The following is a 17,017-nucleotide window of genomic DNA, read 5'->3' on the forward strand; positions in this document are numbered from 1 at the left end:
TAAAGGAAACATCAAAAATGGAAGATAAATATTCAATCTTGACAATTTTTGGGAGGCATATACTGCAAACATGTATTTCAAAAGTATAAAAATTAGTAACTTTGCAGCCCCAAAAAAATGAAAGAGAAAAGACATAGATGAAGATAAAATATGACCACAAGCCCCCACAAAGGTTGTATATGAAGATCTTTGTGGGGTATTTTTTGTTGATAGGGCTGGTGCTGACTGCGGCAGCCCTTGTCTATATGGAATATCGCAACATAGAGTGTGCCGTACAGGAAGAAGAACAGACGGCGGAACGTTGGAAACAGGCGAACAGGACATTTGAAACCATGTACGACCTTGCCATGTCTGAACTGCATACCTTCACGGCAGATAAGGAAGACTATGAGGAATATGAACTGAAGAACCTTGCCGCACAACAGATGCTTGATTCCCTAAAACGGCTTTATCCGGAAGAGAAGCAACTGGAACGGATTGACTCAGCCAAATCCATATTGGCAGAAAAAAGCCTGCAGGTGCTCTGCATGATGAGGACTTTCAATGACCTTGCCCATACGGACAGCCTCATAGAATGCCAAATTCGGGAAATGACCCTTGTTGAGCAAAAAGCCATACGGGAGCTGAAAAAGAATTCGGAACAGAAGAAAGACTCGTGGATAGGACGCCTCTTCAAGAAAAAAAGCAAGAAGCAGGAGCCCGTTGAACAGGCAACGGAGTCGAGGACGCAAGCCGTAGGAAGACTGACAAAATTAAGGAAAGAAATTAGTGAAAGGAATGAGGACTTACGCCTCCGGATGGAAATGCAGACGGACAGCCTACGCCTCCGTAACGAGTACCTGAACAAGAATTTCGCCCGACTGATGCACGAGTTCCAGCAGGCATCCACCGAACAGCGAGCCGCAGAAATGGAAGAGATGCTTTCCATGCGCCGACATTCGTTCTTTTATATTGCAGGATTGACCTTGTTCGGTATGCTACTCAGTTTTGTGCTTTACAATATTATCCATAGGGACATCCGCAGACGTTATAGGGAAAGACTGAAACTGATAGCCTGGAACGAGGAAAAACAGGAAATGCTGGAGCAGAAGGAGCGTATGATGATGATACTGAGCCATGAATTACGCTCACCTCTTGCCGCAGTCATGGGGTATGCGGAACTGATGCAAGATACAAATGACACAACCATCTCAACTGCAAAACGGAACATCCTGCGGGCTGCAAGGATGATGCAGGGACTGCTCAACTCTTTACTCTATTATTATCGTCTCTCTTCAGGGAAGGACAGGGTCAATGAGACGTTGTTCCTGCCCAAGAGTATTGCCGACGAGTTGGAAAGCATGTTCCTGCTGGCAGCGGAGGAAAAAGGAATAGACCTGCACGCCGATTTCGAGGGAGAGAACGTACTCGTATCGGGCGACAAGGAACGGATATTGCAAATCGGCCAGAACCTGATGAGCAACGCCGTCAAGTTTACAGAAGAGGGCGGTGTCTCGCTTTTGGTAAGATATGCAGAAGGAACATTGCTGCTGGAAGTGTGCGATACGGGAACAGGCATCAGCAAGGAAGAGCAGAATGCCATCTATGAGCCGTTCAGCCGACTGGCCAATGCAGACGTAAAGGACGGCTTCGGACTTGGGCTGAGCATTACCCGTAAGCTGGTGGCATTGCTGAACGGTGACATCTCGTTGGAAAGCGAGGTCTGCCAAGGGACAACCTTCCGTGTCACCCTCCCCCTCTCCCTTGCAACGGAAACCGAGAATGAAAGCCACCAAGAATCATTCCACTTCTCCAAAGATATGAGGATGATTGCCGTGGACGATGATGCCGTGGTGCTGAAACTGACCCAGCGGCAACTGGAGCGTGTGGGGCTGGAGTGCGACACCTGCCAGAATGTGGAGGAACTGATGGAAAGACTGCGCAAAAGGGAGTACGACCTGCTGCTCACCGACATCAAGATGCCGGGCATGAACGGCTATGAGCTGCTCGACCTGCTGCGCTGCTCCAACATCGGCAACTCGAAGAACATTCCCGTATTGGCAGTGACCGCTCATATCTCACGTAAGGAAGAGGAACTGGTGAAGGCAGGCTTTGCCGGGTGCCTCTACAAGCCGTTCTCGTGCGATGAGCTCTATGCCGCCGTGCGCCATGCCCTGCGTGAAAAGAGGAAACAAGTGAAAAGCGACATGGACGACATGGAAGCCATAGACTTCACCCCGCTCCTTGCCAACGAGGAGAACGGGCGGGATATGCTGGCGTTATTGGCGGAGCAGACGAGGAAAGACATGGAGAGCCTGCGGCGTGTGCATGATAGTCATGACAGGGAGGCGTTGGCAGACCTCACCCATCATCTGCTGCCCGTGTGGACGATGCTCAGGATAGACACTTGTCTGCAAGCATTGAGAAACGCCTACCGCAAGGATTCTGCGGGCTGGGCAGATGTAGCCCGATATATAGACAAGGTGATAGCGACTGGCGAGCAACTGGTCGCACAGGCAGAGAAAGGAATCGAAACGTATGGAGAAGAATGGAGAAGAAAGGTAAGATACTAATCATTGAAGACAACGCCCCATACGCCCGCTATCTGGGTAACTGGCTGCGTCCCCACGGATATGAGGTAGAGACTGCCTGTCACAGTGTTTCTGCCAAGAAGATGCTGGGCAGCGAGAACCCGTATGTATGCGTGCTGGCCGACATACGTCTGCCGGACGGTGACGGCGTGGAGATTCTGGCATGGATGCGCAAGCATGGAATCGCCATTCCCTATATTGTAATGACACAGAATGAGGACGTGACATCGGCGGTGAAGGCAATGAAGCTGGGAGCGAAAGACTATCTGCCCAAGAAACTGATTGACGAGGAGAGTCTGCTCAAAACTATAGAAGATGCCATTGGCGAGATAAGACGGAAAAAGACGGTCATCTACAAGCGCAACAGCCATGCCTATACGGTCATGATGAAGAAGGTCAGAATGGTTTCGTCCATTTCTATCTCTGTTCTTATAACGGGTGAGAACGGTAGTGGCAAGGAACATGTGGCGCAGGCCATCCATGAGCACGGCAACCGCTCTTCCAAGCCGTTCATTGCGGTGGATTGTGGGACTCTCCCAAAGGAGTTGTCTGCATCCGCCCTGTTCGGACACAAGAAGGGAGCGTTTACGGGAGCCACGGAGGATAAGGTCGGCTTCTTCGGGCAGGCCAATGGCGGCACGCTCTTTCTGGACGAGATAGGCAACCTGTCCATGGAGGCGCAGGTGATGCTGCTCCGTGCCTTGCAGGAGCAGACTTACCGCCCTGTAGGCAGCGAGCGTGATGAGCATTGCAACGTGCGTGTCATAGCCGCCACCAATGAAGACTTGAAGAAGGCGATAGAGGAAGGTCGTTTTCGTCAGGACCTCTTTTATCGACTGAATGAGTTCGACATTCACCTGCCGCCCTTGCGAGATTGTCTTGATGACATTCTGCCCTTGGCGGAGTTCTTCAAGGAATCCTTCCACGAGGAGACGGAATGCGAGGCTGGCGGTTTTACCGAAGAGGCCAAAAGGATGTTGCTTTCTTACAGCTGGCCGGGCAATGTACGTGAGCTGCGCAACTGCATCAGGAAAGCCGTGCTGATGGCGGATGGTGGAGAAATCACGCCCGATTTGCTGGAGTTGGACGTGTCCTTGAAGAACCAGAACAATCCCTTGACGTTGAAGAACGGCTGGGAGGAGCGTCAGCGCATCTTGGCTGCATTGGAACGGGCAAGATGGAACAAGAGCAAGGCGGCGGAACTGCTGGGCATCAGTCGTCCGACACTCTATGAGAAGATAGAGAAATACGACCTGGGGAAAACCTGAAATGGAAAGAAATGTAATACGGGAGGTGTAAGGCCAACTTACGGAATGTAAGGAAACCTTACACCTCTTTTTGTTTACTCTGGAAATGATGATTCTTATTCCTTAATGATAATCAGCTTGTTACGCTCTTCGTTTCACCGTTTGGCATCCGTTGGCACTTGATTTGACACAATATAGAGTGTGATCACATAAACAATCAAGTGTCAAACTCATAACAACAAACAGAATGAAAGAATACTCCATACTGACAAGGACAGACTTCTTCGGGATTCTCAACGGTGACTCGGAACTGGCAAGCGAATGTATCCACAAGGCATACCATGATTTCGTGGAACACATCATCGAGTGCTGCATGGGCAGGCGTGCGGTGGAAAACGTGCATGTCGCTCTGGCATTCGCCGAGATAGAGCTTCGTTTCTTGATAGACATCGTAGAGGAAGAGTTGCGCATCCATGCCAAGAAGGCGATTGCCTTCATCCGCAAGATGATGCAGCTCGCCAGCCAACTTCACACCGAAGTGCCACCACTTACATCCAACATCCATCCCACAAATGTTCCCTCTGTCAAAAGCGAAACGCAGAAGTCCTTGCAATGGACGGGCAACACCCTCGACCTCGTAGAACTGATTTACGGGTTGAGTGAGATGGGCTGCATCGACAACGGCGAGACACCCCTGAAGGTACTCGCCCCTGCCCTCTACGAGTTCTTTGGGCTCGACACCAAGGAGTGCTACCGCTACTACTCCGCCATCAAACTGCGCAAGAATCCCAGCCGTACCTACTTCATCGACAAGATGCAGAAGAAACTCAACGAAAAGATTCGCAGGGATGAGGAATTGGAGCAGATGAGGAGGTAAAAGGACATAAAAAGCGGCTTTTTCTATGCTGAAAATTGTTTTAGGACAAGAAAAACGTATGTTCTTGAATGAAAACGGTCTATCTATTTTGCTATGTCACAAATTTGTTATACATTTGTGGCAAAATTAAAGAAGAAATGGCAGCGCAAAGTGTTTATAATGAGATAAAAAGAAGGGTGGAGAAATCCAAAAGGGGAAGACTCTTCTTTCCCGATGACTTTCACCCGGCATCTTCTGATGCGGTACGGTCGGCCTTGGTTCGTCTGTGCCGTGCGGGCGACCTTATGCGTGTGGCCCAGGGCATCTATTGCTATCCGAAAGTGGACAGGAAATGGGGCAGCGGCATCATACCGCCCTCCATTGAAGAGATTGCCGAAGCTATCGCCAAGCGCGACAAGGTGAGGATTGCCCCTACCGGAGCATACGTATTGAACAAGTTGGGACTATCCACCCAGATTCCGGCCAATGTCGTGTTTGTCACGGATGGTTCCGGACGTCGCGTGTCCATCGGGAAGGGCAAGGGCATCCTGTTCAAGCATACGTCGGAAATGCGAATTTTCGCTTTCCGCTCCACCCTGATGCAGCTTATCGTGACTGCTCTACGCGAGATTGGCGAACAGAATGTGACCGAAGAACAGATGGCCATCATCAGGCAACATCTTGAACATGTGACTGAGGAAGACTATCAGAAAGACATCCAACTTGCACCGATATGGGTGCGCAAAAAACTCTCATAGCTATGAAATTTGCAGATTTATCCGTAAAAGACCGACAGGAAATCATACGCCGTGTGCAAGCCGAGAACGGGTTGCACCTTCAGATAATCGAAAAAGACTGGTGGGTGACGGCAGTCTTGCGGGCATTGTTCGCTTTGCCCTATGCGGAGCACATCTCCTTCAAGGGCGGTACCAATCTGAGCAAGTGCTGGCATCTCATCAGCCGAATGTCCGAGGATGCCGACATTGCCATAGACCGTGAATATCTTGGTTTCAGCGGCAAGTTGTCAAAGACTCAGATAAGCGACAAACTGCGCCGTGCCTCCTGCTCGTTTGTCAGGGAAAGGCTGCAATATGACTTGGCGGAGCAACTCGTCCGGGACGGCATTTCCAAGGATGCGTTTACGGTGTCCGTGAACATCACCCCCGTGACAACGACCGACCCTGAAATCATCGAGGTGGCCTATCATCCCGCTTTTGACGACAATACCTATATCCGTCCCAAAGTTATCATTGAGGTCAGTGGTCGTTCCATGAGCGAGCCGGTCACTCCTGTCAAACTGCGGTCGTTCATCGACGAGGTCTTCACAAAGGCTCCATTCACGGAAAAAGAGTTTGAAGTCCGTGCCGTGCTGCCGCAACGTACTTTCCTTGAAAAGGTGTTCCTGCTGCACGAGGAATTTGCTAAGCCGAAAGAGAACATTCGTACCGAACGTATGTCGAGACACCTCTACGACATCGGCCAGATGATGGATACACCGATTGCAGAGGAAGCCTTGCAGGACAAAGCACTCTATCAGTCGGTCATCGACCATCGCCGCACCTTTATCGGTCTGCGAGGCTTCGACTATGACACTTTGCAGCCTGCCACTTTGCGGATAGTGCCGCCGGAAAGCATTGTGGAGGAATGGAAGAAGGACTACGAGGTGATGCAGGAAACCATGATTTACGGGGATTCATTGCCGTTCAGCCAACTGATAGAAAAGATTCGGAAGCTGAATGAACGAATCAACGGAATGGGATAAGGGAACCCTCTAAATATACAGATTAAGGGAGAGTCAACGCAGGATTGGCTCTCCCTTAATCGTTCTTACTTGTTCTGCAGCAGATGCTTCAGGCTTTCATCGCTGGCAATGCGCTCCAGCTCGTCCTTGACAATCTGCTTCACCTCGTCCTTGATGCGGTTGTAGTTTTCCTGCACCTTCTCCTTCATGCAGTCGTTGCCGTGCTCGTCCGTGAAGTCCGTGATGACGGGAATGGGCTTGTAGGCTTTCGTCTCGGCGGCGACCTTCGCATTGTCCACCACAATCTCCGCATGGAAAATCTTCTGCTCGATGCGCTCGTCGAAGTTGTCGGAGACCGCACCCACGAACATGCCCTGCGTGAGGCCGGAAATCTTGCTGGGCGGGATGAGCGAGTCCATCTGCGTGTTGATGGAAGTGGAAACGTCCTGACGGTTGATGGAGATGGACTGCCGCTTCTGCAACACCTTGCCGAAACGCTCCGAAAGCGTCTTGGCAGTCTCGCCCACCACCTGCCCGGAGAAGATGTTGCCTACGGTGTTCATCACCACCTTCGCCTCCTTGTCGCCATAGTCGCGCACCAGCTGCGAGAAGTCCTGAAAGCCCAGACACACCGCCACCTTGTTGCTTCGTGCCGTGGCGATGAGGTTGTCCAGTCCCTTGAAATAGATGGTGGGCAACTCGTCGATGATGACCGACGATTTCAGCATCCCCTTCTTGTTGATGAGTTTCACGATGCGGGAGTTGTAGAGGCCGAGGGCCGCCCCGTAGATGTTCTGGCGGTCGGGGTTGTTGCCCACGCAGAGAATCTTCGGCTCTTCGGGGTTGTTGATGTCGAGGGTAAACTCGCTGTCCGACATCACCCAGTAGAGCTGCGGCGAAATCATGCGAGAGAGCGGAATCTTCGCACTGGCAATCTGTCCCTGCAACTGTTCCATCGCTCCTCCTTGCCAAGCGTCCATGAAGGGCGAAAGGTAGTTCTCCAGTTCGGGATAGCTCGTCAGGATGGGAAACACATCCTCGTAGCGACGGTTGAGCAGTTCGATGGTATGGGGAAAGGTGCAATACCTGCCGCCTTCGTAGATGCGCAGGAACCAGATGATGGCAGCGAAGAGGATGATGGGCGATTCCACGAAGAAGTCGCCCTGCTTCTGCACCCACGTGCGGTTGAGGTTGAGCATGATGGTATAGGCACTCTCGTAGGCATCCGAAATGTCGGTCATGAAGTCCGGGTGGATGGGGTTGCAGCGGTGGCTGCGGCGAGGGTCATCGAAGTTGATGACATAGAACTGCGGTTTCACCTTGTAACCCTCCGGGTGGTTCAAAAGATGGTTGTAGGCAATCATGGAGAGGTCGGGAAACTTGAAGTCGTACACATACATCGAGTAACCCTTCTCTATCTGCTGCTTGATGAAGTTGTTCACCACGGCATACGACTTACCACTGCCCGGCGTGCCCAGCACGATGGAGGCACGGAAGGGATTGACCACGTTGATCCAGCCCCTGTTCCACCGCTTGCGGTAGTAGAAGCGTGTGGGCAGGTTCACGGAATAGTCGTTCTCCAGCAGCCTTGTCTCCTGCATGAAACTCTCGTTTTCCGTGTTGAACACATCCTCCATCAGATTGTGCTTCAGCAGACGGCTCATCCACAGCCCGCCCATCAGCAGGCAGACATAGCCTGCGCCGATGGTGGCGATGTACAGTCCTGCCACAGCCTCCGTGGGCAATGGCAGTGCCAATACCCACCAGTTGAGGAAGAACAGCACGCTGCCTGCGGCCAGTGCCGTCCAAATCCTGCTCCAAGTGATTTTCTCGCCCTTCACGCCCTTCGTGCCGAGGCAGGAAAGGGCAAGCAGGAGTACGGCGAACAGCTTTGTGTAGAGGATGGAATGGAACAGTCCCGCCGTGCGGTTGAAGTTCATCAGAATCCTGTCCACCACACCGATGTCCACGCCCCACAGCCGTATGGCACTATAGCAGTACCAATACACGTTCATCACTACCAGTATTATACTCACGGCACGCAGAAAATCCATGATTTTCGCCAGTGCCCTCAAATCGTCTTCTTGTGACATTGTTCCTTTGTTTTGAAGTGAATAAAAAATACGATGTTACATTCCCAGTCCCTTGCGCTTCTTCTTTTTCTTCTTCCGCTGCATGGCACGGATAAACGCCTCCTCTTCGGGGGCGATACCAAAGCCGTCAGGCGAAAAAAGCCCTGCACCTGAGATATGGAAGTCGTCAGCGGTGTATTCCTCCGCCTTTGGCGTGACAGCGTTTCTATCTTCAGAAGGTACAGTCATCGTTATCGGCTCCTCGTTGGCGTATGGCAGCGTGAAGTGTTCCTGCAAGGCATTGGCCGAAAGTTCCCAGCCCATGCGTGAGCCGTTGAGCACGCAACCCGTGCGGTGGTCAATAAAGGTTGCGCCGTAGATGCGCCCGTCCTCCGTATGGCGCAGCACCGTGTCGATGCCCTTCTCCCTGAGCAGGGCGATGAAGCGGTCTTGGTGGTGCGTTGCCTCCAAAGCCGCCAATACGGTGCGTTTCGTCATGTCAGCGAGTTTCCGGTCCGTTATCTCTTTCTTGGAGCGTGCAAACTTGTTTTGCAGCGCATCATATCCGGCTGACTTGCCGAAGAGCGAGGATTTGAACGGGTTGCCCGTCTTGTTGCCCGCATCATCCGTGGCGGAGAACACCAGCCCGTGGTATTCCCGTCCACGCACGATGCCCCGCGCTTCCTCCACCGTCACATTGTACAGCGACAGCAGCGCACGGTATTCGCCCAGCGACTGGATGCGGTACAGCCTGTTCACCGCCTTCACGATGTTACTCACCTGCTTCTTGATGTTGCCTGCCGAAGTGTCCACCTTGCGCAGCGGACGCTCTATGCGCTCGCCTCGCCGTTCTGCCGGATGTAGTCCATACTTCCGCTCCAAGTCCTTGCGTATGCGCTCGCTCCTGCGGAAAAGGAAGTCCTGGTTGAGCCGCCTGCCGCTTTCATCCACATTGATGGTGACGATGTGCAGGTGGTGGCGGTCGATGTCCTCGTGCTTATAGACCATATAAGGCTGGTTGCCGTAGCCCATACGGTCGAGGTATTCCCGTGCTATCTCCTGCAGTTCCGTGTCCGTCAGCACATCGTCGGGATGCGGATTGATGGAGATGTGCAGCACAGGCTTCTCCGTGCGCACCGTGGCGGGAATGAAGGCGAGAAAGCCCTCCATCGCCTTGGCAATATCCACCGTGCCGCTCCCATCGTTGAAGATGCGGTTGGTAGCCAACAGCCGTCCCTGCTCCTTGTTGATCTTCTCCCCGTTGTAGGCGAGCGCACCGTAGAGCGACTTTCCTAAACTGATTTTGGTGACCATTTTTCCTCCATACTTTTTGAGAGTTCTACAATTCGGCGGCTCAACGCCGCCAGTTCCTCCGTGCATTTCTCCAGTTTGTAGAGCAACGCCATCGCCTTTTTCTCGGAGAAATGCGACCGCAATTCCTTCACGACTTGGTTGTAGTTCGTGCCGATGGCACGGAACTGCGCATGGAAATCCGATAGCTTGGTGTAGTAATCCACCAAGCCCTTGTCCACCGTAACGACCCTGAACGTCCTGCCGAAGAACTGCTCCTTCAGGAACACCGCCTTGGCATAGACACCCGATTTCTCGTGCATGGCGAGGAACCTGTTCCACTCGCCGTCGTCGAAACGCACCATCACGCAGTGCGTCTTCGTGTCTAACTTGGGGCATCGCCCCGTCCTTCTTTTCTCTTTCTGCATCATTGATTGGATTTAGTGGTTATGCGCCAAGGCCCCCTTTCCCAACTCCAACCATCGGTTTTCATCAGGCTTCCCGACTTCGGAGGAAGAGCCCGTCCCCCGCCAGTGGGGCAAGAGCTTTTCGGGTAACTCAAATCCTTTTGAGTAACTGAAAAGACATCTTGCTATTGGCTAATGCCAATAAAAATCCGCCTTCGGACGGATTGGTGTGTTGCCTGATAACCCTGGTGGCAGTGTCCAAGGGCAAGCCCTGTCGCTTGGGTGCAAAATTACGGCTATTTCCGCCTCTGAATCAGCGTTTTTGCTGTGCCAACCGCTACCACCCTGTGCCACTCGCTGCCACTCATTCCGAAAGTGATACGGATATGAAAAAATGCCTATACTTTTGCATCGTGATTCAGATGAAGGACTGAAAACAGGTGCTTTTGAAAGACTGTAAACGGGACTGGTTTTACATAGGAATGAAGGACCATTCAAGGTTGCCCAGATACGTCTTCACAGTCATTGGCAGGCAGAGCTGGTTATCTGCTTGAACACTTGAAACTGCGGACGCACTTGAAGCCAGACCAACGGATGAAGTCACGAATGAGAATGAAAACGGATATACGTACGTGTGATTAACAATACGCTTCCGTAATCCGACTTATGTATAACAATAATAATTATCAAAAGTATGAATGAAACCAAGTATGTGGCTATCTCCACACAAAAGGGAGGAGCCGGGAAGACAACCCTCACGGTGCTGGTGGCAAGTTACCTGCATTACGTGAAAGGCTACAATGTAGCGGTGGTGGACTGCGACTTTCCGCAGTACAGCGTCCACGACATGCGCAAGCGTGACCTGAAAGCCATCATGGAGGATGAGTATTACAAGTCCATGGCCTACGAACAGCTGAAACGGTTGGAGAAGAATCCTTATCCCATCAAGTGCAGCCGTGCCGAGGATGCCATCAAGACGGCGGAGCAGCTCTGCGAGAGCCATCCGAACCTCGACTTCGTGTTCTTCGACCTGCCGGGAACCATCAACAATGTGGATGTGGTGACAACCATAGCCAAGATGGACTACATCTTCACTCCAATCATCGCAGACCGTGTAGTGATGGAAAGCTCCATCAAGTTTGCCACTGTCATCAACGAACAGATGATAAGCACGGGCAAGTCCTGCATCAAGGGACTGTACCTTGTGTGGAACATGGTGGACGGACGTGAGAAGTCGGAGTTGTACAAGGCTTACGACAAGGTATGTGCGGAGTTCGCCCTTCCTATACTCAACACGTTCCTCCCCGACAGCAAACGCTTCCGCAAGGAGACAGGCACAGAGCGAAAGACCGTATTCCGTTCTACGGCGTTTCCTGCAGACAAGACACTGGTGCGAGGCAGCAACCTCGACAAACTTGCGGACGAGATACTTGAAATAATCAAAAACTGAATGGTATGGCAAAAAAGACACGAATCGACGATATTGACAGTGCGGCAGTCATCAACTCATTCCGTCTGGACGATACCAGCCTTCCCTTGGAGGCGAGAAGCACGGAGAGCAGCCGCCAGCCGAAGACAAAAGAGCCTGGGCAGCAGACTGCCACGTCCGCCACCTCAACGAAGAAAGGTATGGACGGCAATGGCAAGCCTGACTATGAGAGTACCTTCGTATGCGAGTCCAATGTTACCGCCAGACTTGGCAAGCAGGTATATATCAAGAAGGAGTTTCACGACCGCATACAGAAGATACTCCATGTAGTCGGAGGCAACGAGGTGACCATAGCAAGCTATCTGAACAATGTCCTTACATATCATTTCGAGCAGTTTCAGGATGATATTGTGGAAGCGTTCAACCGTCATCTCAAATCATACAATCTTTAATATCATAACAATCACATTTTATCAACATTTCAAAAACAAGACATTATGAAGAAAAATCAGAAGAACAACGGTATGAGTAAGTTTCAGAAAGCAGTGAACAAACTCCGCAAGGAAGGTTTCCTGAACAAGCCGAAAGGCAGCGAAGGTCGCGGTATGCCCGTCCTCATTGACAAGGATTTCCACGATAGAATATCGGCACTCGTGGAACACGTGGGCAACGGCATGACAGTGCAGCAGTACATTGACAATGTGCTTGCCAACCACTGTGCCCTTTACGGCAAGGAGATAGACCGAAAGATTGAGGAGAGCGGTGTGAAACTGGTATATGTCAGTTCGGAAGCCTACGATATGCTTGCAGAACACGCTCCCCAGTCATCAAACGATGGGACGGTTTGTTTCTGCGTGGATGGCATCCTCCGCGAACATCTTGCTCAATACAAGGAGACTATCGGAAACGAGTTCAAGAGCCGAGGCATCGTTTGTCCAGAAATCGAGAAATTATAATTGAGACAGCAATCACATTTTATCAACATTTCAAAAACAAGAAATCATGAAGAAGAATCAGAAGAACAACGGCAATGCTGACAACCTGCAAGCAGGAAAACAAAGAACAATGCGCAAACCCTTGTCCGCCTTTATGGAGGCATCGGAAATTAAAGTGCGCCAATGTGTCTATATCGACAAGGAGACACACGACAAGTATGCCAACATTATCAGATACATGGGTAACGGAATCACCCTTGGACGTTACATCGACAACGTGCTGAATGAGCACCTGCGCCAATACCAGAATGAACTGCAGGAGGCTTACTACCAGAGTATCCAGAATGCCAAACTGTTTTGAAGATGGAACTGAAAGGAATCATTCTGACCGTGTCGCTTCTCTGCAACGTATGGTTCATACTCCTGTTGCTGCAAGAGCAGATCAAGGAAACCAAACTTGTCCGATTCTTGTGCGGTATCTCCGAGCTGTGGAAGTCGATGGCAGGCAATCCGCCTTCCCCACAAAAAGAAGAGACAGAAATCAGTAAGGAAATCCCCGATGTTATCGGCAAAAGCAAGTTCAAGATGAGTGTCGCGAAGTCAACCGCTGCCACCCCTGTGCCAAAGGATTCCACTTCTGAAAAAGGCGATGCCATATCAGAAAACGACACTACCTTTGATGTCGGAAATCAGGAAAAAGGCAATCAGTCCGCCCAAGTTCCGGCAGAAAAACTGGATGAAACGTTCAGCAGCCTGACACCGGATGAACTTGGATATTCTGAGGAAGAACTGAAGGAGGAATACAAGCCCCATGCTTCGGGATGCAGTTTCGACGAGATAGCCGATGCCGTACAGACCATCAAGAAAGACGAGCCGACCCAACAGGAACTGACAAAGGCCGGAGAGGTCATGACTGAACTGGACGGTACGGAGTTGTTCGAGAAGATTACGAGCATCATGACGGATGAGGTTTTAGCGGAACGGCTGGCAAGTGCCATCACGGCTTACGTGGATAGTATCGGCAATGCCGTGAAACAGGCAAGGAAACCGTTCGTCATCCCCGACAAACTGGAGGATTTCAACATCCGGGACTATGTATAACAATATAAATGAGAAAGAATGAGCAGATAGTAATATGATAGCAAAGCGGCACGGCAGTACAAGGTACAGCAAGCCCGCAAACGGACAGCCTAAGTCCGTAGAAACAAAAGGGCGACACCACTATATCCGAATAAAGTAAATCATTATCAACCCGCCCGACAAGGACTATCCACCCTTCGAGGGCACAAAACAGAACATCAATATGAACAAGAACAACAGTATCAGAACAATCCTCTCGGCAGCACTCCTCATCGCTGCAAGCGCAACCGCATTCGCACAGGGCAACGGACTGGCAGGCATCAACGAAGCCACCTCCATGGTCACCTCGTATTTCGACCCAGGCACGAAACTCATCTACGCCATCGGCGCAGTGGTCGGACTCATCGGCGGCGTGAAGGTCTATGGCAAGTTCTCGTCGGGCGACCCCGACACCTCCAAGACCGCCGCAAGCTGGTTCGGAGCATGTATCTTCCTCATCGTGGCAGCCACCATCCTGCGCTCGTTCTTCCTATAATATAATAATGTATGGCTGAATACCCCATCAACAAGGGCATCGGCCGTCCGGTTGAGTTCAAGGGTCTGAAGGCGCAATACCTCTTCATCTTCGCAGGTGGGCTGCTGGCTCTCTTCATCCTCTTCGTCATCCTCTACATGGTCGGTATCGGCCAGTGGATATGTATCGGCTTCGGTGCGGTGTCGTCGTCCATCCTCGTATGGCAGACCTTCGCACTGAACGCCCGGTACGGCGAGCACGGACTGATGAAGCTGGGAGCGGCACGCAACCATCCCCGATACCTTATCAACCGACGGCGGATAACCCGATTATTCAAGAACAAACAGAAAACGGAACAAGAATGAGGAACATATCCAAAATTACAACACTGGAAAACAAGTTTCCCCTGCTGGCGGTGGAGCACGGCTGCATCGTCTCGAAGGATGCCGACCTCACGGTCGCCTATGAGGTGGAGCTGCCGGAACTCTACACCGTAACGGGTGCGGAATACGAGGCGATACACGGCTGCTGGTGCAAGGCCATCAAGGTGCTGCCCGACTACTCCATCGTCCACAAGCAGGACTGGTTCATCAAGGAACAGTACAAGCCGGAGTTGCACAAGGACGACATGAGTTTCCTGAGCCGCTCGTTTGAGCGTCACTTCAATGAGCGTCCCTACCTGAAACACACCTGCTACCTCTTCCTGACGAAGACCACGAAGGAGCGCAACCGTATGCAGAGCAACTTCAGCACGTTGTGCCGTGGGCATATCATCCCGAAGGAGCTGGACAGGGAGACGGCGGAGAAATTCATGGAGGCTACGGAACAGTTCGCCCGCATCATGAACGACAGCGGCTTCATCAGGCTGCGCCGCCTCACCACCGATGAGATTGTCGGTACAGAGGACAAGGCCGGACTCATAGAGCGTTACTTCTCCCTCATGCCCGAAGGCGACCGCACTTTGCAGGACATCGACCTCTCGGCAAGGGAGATGCGCATCGGCGACAACCGCCTGTGCCTGCACACCCTTTCCGATGCGGAAGACCTGCCCGGAAAGGTGGCAACCGACATTCGCTACGAGAAACTCTCCACCGACCGCTCTGACTGCCGCCTCTCCTTCGCCAGTCCCGTGGGACTGCTGCTGCCCTGCAACCACATCTACAACCAGTATGTGATTCTGGACAACAGCGAGGAGAACCTGCAGAAGTTCGAGAAGTCCGCCCGTAACATGCAGTCGCTCTCCCGATACAGTAGAAGCAACAGCATCAACCGTGAGTGGATAGAGCAATACCTGAACGAGGCGCATTCCTACGGGCTGACCTCAGTGAGGGCGCACTTCAACGTCATGGCATGGAGCGACGATGCGGAGGAGCTGCGCCACATCAAGAACGACGTGGGCAGTCAGCTAGCAAGCATGGAGTGCATGCCGCGCCACAACACCATCGACTGCCCCACGCTCTACTGGGCGGCGATGCCCGGCAATGCGGCGGACTTCCCAGCGGAGGAGTCGTTCTACACCTTCACCGAACAAGCCGTGTGCCTCTTCACGGAGGAGACCAACTACCGCAGCTCGCTCTCTCCCTTCGGCATCAAGATGGTGGACAGGCTCACGGGAAAACCGTTGCACCTCGACATCAGCGACCTGCCGATGAAGCGGGGCATCACCACCAACCGCAACAAGTTCGTGCTGGGTCCGTCGGGCAGCGGAAAGTCGTTCTTCATGAACCACCTCGTGCGCCAGTACTACGAGCAGGGCACGCACGTGGTGCTGGTGGACACGGGAAACTCCTATCAGGGACTGTGCGAGATGATCCGGCGCAAGACGCACGGCGAGGACGGCGTGTATTTCACCTACACGGAGGAGAAGCCTATCTCGTTCAACCCGTTCTATACCGACGACTATGTGTTCGATGTGGAGAAGAAGGACAGCATCAAGACGCTGCTGCTGACGCTCTGGAAGTCGGAGGACGACAAGGTGACGAAGACGGAGAGCGGCGAGCTGGGCAGTGCGGTGAACGCCTACATCGAGCGCATCAGGGCAGACCGGAGCATCACGCCCTCGTTCAACACCTTCTACGAATACATGCGCGACGACTACCGCCGCGAACTGGCGGAACGGGAGATAAAGGTGGAGAAGTCCGACTTCAACATCGACAACATGCTCACCACCATGCGGCAGTATTACCGGGGCGGTCGCTACGACTTCCTGCTCAACTCCACGGAGAACATCGACCTGCTCGGCAAACGGTTCATTGTCTTCGAGATTGACAGCATCAAGGAGAACCGTGAGCTGTTCCCCGTGGTGACCATCATCATCATGGAGGCCTTCATCAACAAGATGCGCCGATTGAAAGGCGTGCGCAAGCAGCTGATTGTGGAGGAGGCATGGAAGGCATTGTCGTCGGCAAACATGGCGGAATACCTGAGGTACATGTACAAGACCGTGCGCAAGTATTACGGCGAGGCCATCGTGGTGACACAGGAGGTGGACGACATCATCTCCTCGCCCGTGGTCAAGGAGAGCATCATCAACAACTCCGACTGCAAGATACTCCTCGACCAACGGAAGTACATGAACAAGTTCGACCAGATACAGGCATTGCTCGGACTGACGGAGAAGGAGAAGTCACAGATTCTCTCCATCAACATGGCCAACCACCCGTCACGGCTCTACAAGGAGGTGTGGGTCGGGCTGGGCGGCACGCAGTCGGCGGTCTATGCCACCGAGGTGAGCGCGGAGGAATACCTTGCCTACACCACCGAGGAAACGGAGAAGGTGGAGGTCTATCGGCTGGCAGAGCAACTGGGCGGCGACATCGAAGCCGCTATCCGGCAGCTGGCAGAGAAAAGAAGGACAAGCGAGACATAATGTTTAT

Annotated in this window: 16 protein-coding genes; 13 read left to right on the plus strand and 3 right to left on the minus strand. The window is 52.3% G+C overall.

All coding sequences use genetic code 11. The annotated features are described in order from the left end of the window. The first annotated feature begins 137 nt into the window (after nt 1–137). The 5 genes from ACYIAR_RS03880 to ACYIAR_RS03900 all read left to right on the plus strand — a co-directional run bounded on the left by ACYIAR_RS03880 (nt 138) and on the right by ACYIAR_RS03900 (nt 6,435). Complete coding sequence (locus ACYIAR_RS03880) at nt 138–2,552, plus strand: ATP-binding response regulator (RefSeq protein WP_480332247.1); 2,415 nt, start codon at nt 138–140, stop codon at nt 2,550–2,552. Next, nucleotides 2,528–3,838 carry a sigma-54-dependent transcriptional regulator gene (locus ACYIAR_RS03885; RefSeq protein WP_480332248.1) on the plus strand — a complete coding sequence of 437 codons (1,311 nt, stop codon included), beginning with the start codon at nt 2,528–2,530 and terminating at the stop codon, nt 3,836–3,838. The genes ACYIAR_RS03880 and ACYIAR_RS03885 overlap by 25 nt, the downstream gene beginning before the upstream one ends. A 226-nt stretch (nt 3,839–4,064) precedes the next feature. Then, nucleotides 4,065–4,694: an RteC domain-containing protein gene (locus tag ACYIAR_RS03890; RefSeq protein ID WP_480332249.1), complete on the plus strand. Its 630-nt coding sequence runs from the start codon at nt 4,065–4,067 to the stop codon at nt 4,692–4,694. A 137-nt stretch (nt 4,695–4,831) separates the two neighbouring features. Continuing rightward, nucleotides 4,832–5,431 carry a DUF6088 family protein gene (locus ACYIAR_RS03895; protein ID WP_413548861.1) on the plus strand — a complete coding sequence of 200 codons (600 nt, stop codon included), beginning with the start codon at nt 4,832–4,834 and terminating at the stop codon, nt 5,429–5,431. Nucleotides 5,432–5,433: 2 nt separating this feature from the next. After that, entirely contained in the window at nt 5,434–6,435 is a 1,002-nt protein-coding gene (locus ACYIAR_RS03900; RefSeq protein ID WP_413548862.1) for a nucleotidyl transferase AbiEii/AbiGii toxin family protein, read from the plus strand. A gap of 65 nt (nt 6,436–6,500) precedes the next feature. Here the strand turns inward: ACYIAR_RS03900 and mobC are convergent, their stop codons facing one another. The 3 genes from mobC to mobA are packed head-to-tail and all read right to left on the minus strand — an operon-like array spanning nt 6,501 to nt 10,207. Continuing rightward, a complete protein-coding gene (gene mobC, locus ACYIAR_RS03905; RefSeq protein ID WP_480332250.1) occupies nt 6,501–8,507 on the minus strand; it encodes a conjugal transfer protein MobC in 2,007 nt (668 codons plus the stop codon). A 36-nt stretch (nt 8,508–8,543) separates the two neighbouring features. Beyond that, nucleotides 8,544–9,800, minus strand: coding sequence for a conjugal transfer protein MobB (gene mobB / locus ACYIAR_RS03910; protein ID WP_413548864.1), 1,257 nt, complete (start codon nt 9,798–9,800; stop codon nt 8,544–8,546). Then, nucleotides 9,779–10,207, minus strand: coding sequence for a conjugal transfer protein MobA (gene mobA / locus ACYIAR_RS03915; RefSeq protein ID WP_295391992.1), 429 nt, complete (start codon nt 10,205–10,207; stop codon nt 9,779–9,781). Before mobA ends, mobB begins: the two co-directional genes overlap by 22 nt. Nucleotides 10,208–10,877: 670 nt before the next feature. Here mobA and ACYIAR_RS03920 point away from each other — a divergent pair. From ACYIAR_RS03920 to ACYIAR_RS03955, 8 genes are all read left to right on the plus strand, one after another. Next, nucleotides 10,878–11,633, plus strand: coding sequence for a ParA family protein (locus ACYIAR_RS03920; protein ID WP_122342803.1), 756 nt, complete (start codon nt 10,878–10,880; stop codon nt 11,631–11,633). Between the two features lie 5 nt (nt 11,634–11,638). After that, nucleotides 11,639–12,064 carry a DUF3408 domain-containing protein gene (locus ACYIAR_RS03925; protein ID WP_122342804.1) on the plus strand — a complete coding sequence of 142 codons (426 nt, stop codon included), beginning with the start codon at nt 11,639–11,641 and terminating at the stop codon, nt 12,062–12,064. A 42-nt stretch (nt 12,065–12,106) separates the two neighbouring features. Beyond that, nucleotides 12,107–12,568 (plus strand): DUF3408 domain-containing protein, encoded by a 462-nt coding sequence (locus tag ACYIAR_RS03930; RefSeq protein WP_480333546.1) that lies wholly within the window; start codon nt 12,107–12,109, stop codon nt 12,566–12,568. Nucleotides 12,569–12,614: 46 nt separating this feature from the next. Then, nucleotides 12,615–12,908 (plus strand): DUF3408 domain-containing protein, encoded by a 294-nt coding sequence (locus ACYIAR_RS03935; protein ID WP_181215659.1) that lies wholly within the window; start codon nt 12,615–12,617, stop codon nt 12,906–12,908. 2 nt (nt 12,909–12,910) lie between these two features. Then, nucleotides 12,911–13,648 carry a conjugal transfer protein TraD gene (locus tag ACYIAR_RS03940; RefSeq protein ID WP_480332251.1) on the plus strand — a complete coding sequence of 246 codons (738 nt, stop codon included), beginning with the start codon at nt 12,911–12,913 and terminating at the stop codon, nt 13,646–13,648. 202 nt (nt 13,649–13,850) lie between these two features. Continuing rightward, nucleotides 13,851–14,162 (plus strand): DUF4134 domain-containing protein, encoded by a 312-nt coding sequence (locus ACYIAR_RS03945; RefSeq protein ID WP_021825124.1) that lies wholly within the window; start codon nt 13,851–13,853, stop codon nt 14,160–14,162. 11 nt (nt 14,163–14,173) lie between these two features. Beyond that, complete coding sequence (locus ACYIAR_RS03950) at nt 14,174–14,506, plus strand: DUF4133 domain-containing protein (RefSeq protein ID WP_480332252.1); 333 nt, start codon at nt 14,174–14,176, stop codon at nt 14,504–14,506. Next, a complete protein-coding gene (locus ACYIAR_RS03955; protein ID WP_480332253.1) occupies nt 14,503–17,010 on the plus strand; it encodes a TraG family conjugative transposon ATPase in 2,508 nt (835 codons plus the stop codon). The genes ACYIAR_RS03950 and ACYIAR_RS03955 overlap by 4 nt, the downstream gene beginning before the upstream one ends. The last annotated feature ends 7 nt before the right edge of the window (nt 17,011–17,017 follow it).

It is taken from the genome of Parabacteroides sp. KHUB-01 (assembly GCF_056640935.1).

Excerpts from the sequence above, each read along its gene's own strand:
- ACYIAR_RS03890 (WP_480332249.1), top strand. The coding sequence starts at position 4,065 with ATGAAAGAATACTCCATACTGACAAGGACAGACTTCTTCGGGATTCTC.
- ACYIAR_RS03940 (WP_480332251.1), top strand. The coding sequence starts at position 12,911 with ATGGAACTGAAAGGAATCATTCTGACCGTGTCGCTTCTCTGCAACGTA.
- ACYIAR_RS03880 (WP_480332247.1), top strand. The coding sequence starts at position 138 with ATGAAGATAAAATATGACCACAAGCCCCCACAAAGGTTGTATATGAAG.
- mobC (WP_480332250.1), bottom strand. The coding sequence starts at position 8,507 with ATGTCACAAGAAGACGATTTGAGGGCACTGGCGAAAATCATGGATTTT.
- ACYIAR_RS03950 (WP_480332252.1), top strand. The coding sequence starts at position 14,174 with ATGGCTGAATACCCCATCAACAAGGGCATCGGCCGTCCGGTTGAGTTC.
- mobA (WP_295391992.1), bottom strand. The coding sequence starts at position 10,207 with ATGATGCAGAAAGAGAAAAGAAGGACGGGGCGATGCCCCAAGTTAGAC.
- ACYIAR_RS03900 (WP_413548862.1), top strand. The coding sequence starts at position 5,434 with ATGAAATTTGCAGATTTATCCGTAAAAGACCGACAGGAAATCATACGC.
- mobB (WP_413548864.1), bottom strand. The coding sequence starts at position 9,800 with ATGGTCACCAAAATCAGTTTAGGAAAGTCGCTCTACGGTGCGCTCGCC.
- ACYIAR_RS03920 (WP_122342803.1), top strand. The coding sequence starts at position 10,878 with ATGAATGAAACCAAGTATGTGGCTATCTCCACACAAAAGGGAGGAGCC.
- ACYIAR_RS03945 (WP_021825124.1), top strand. The coding sequence starts at position 13,851 with ATGAACAAGAACAACAGTATCAGAACAATCCTCTCGGCAGCACTCCTC.
- ACYIAR_RS03935 (WP_181215659.1), top strand. The coding sequence starts at position 12,615 with ATGAAGAAGAATCAGAAGAACAACGGCAATGCTGACAACCTGCAAGCA.
- ACYIAR_RS03955 (WP_480332253.1), top strand. The coding sequence starts at position 14,503 with ATGAGGAACATATCCAAAATTACAACACTGGAAAACAAGTTTCCCCTG.
- ACYIAR_RS03885 (WP_480332248.1), top strand. The coding sequence starts at position 2,528 with ATGGAGAAGAAAGGTAAGATACTAATCATTGAAGACAACGCCCCATAC.
- ACYIAR_RS03925 (WP_122342804.1), top strand. The coding sequence starts at position 11,639 with ATGGCAAAAAAGACACGAATCGACGATATTGACAGTGCGGCAGTCATC.
- ACYIAR_RS03895 (WP_413548861.1), top strand. The coding sequence starts at position 4,832 with ATGGCAGCGCAAAGTGTTTATAATGAGATAAAAAGAAGGGTGGAGAAA.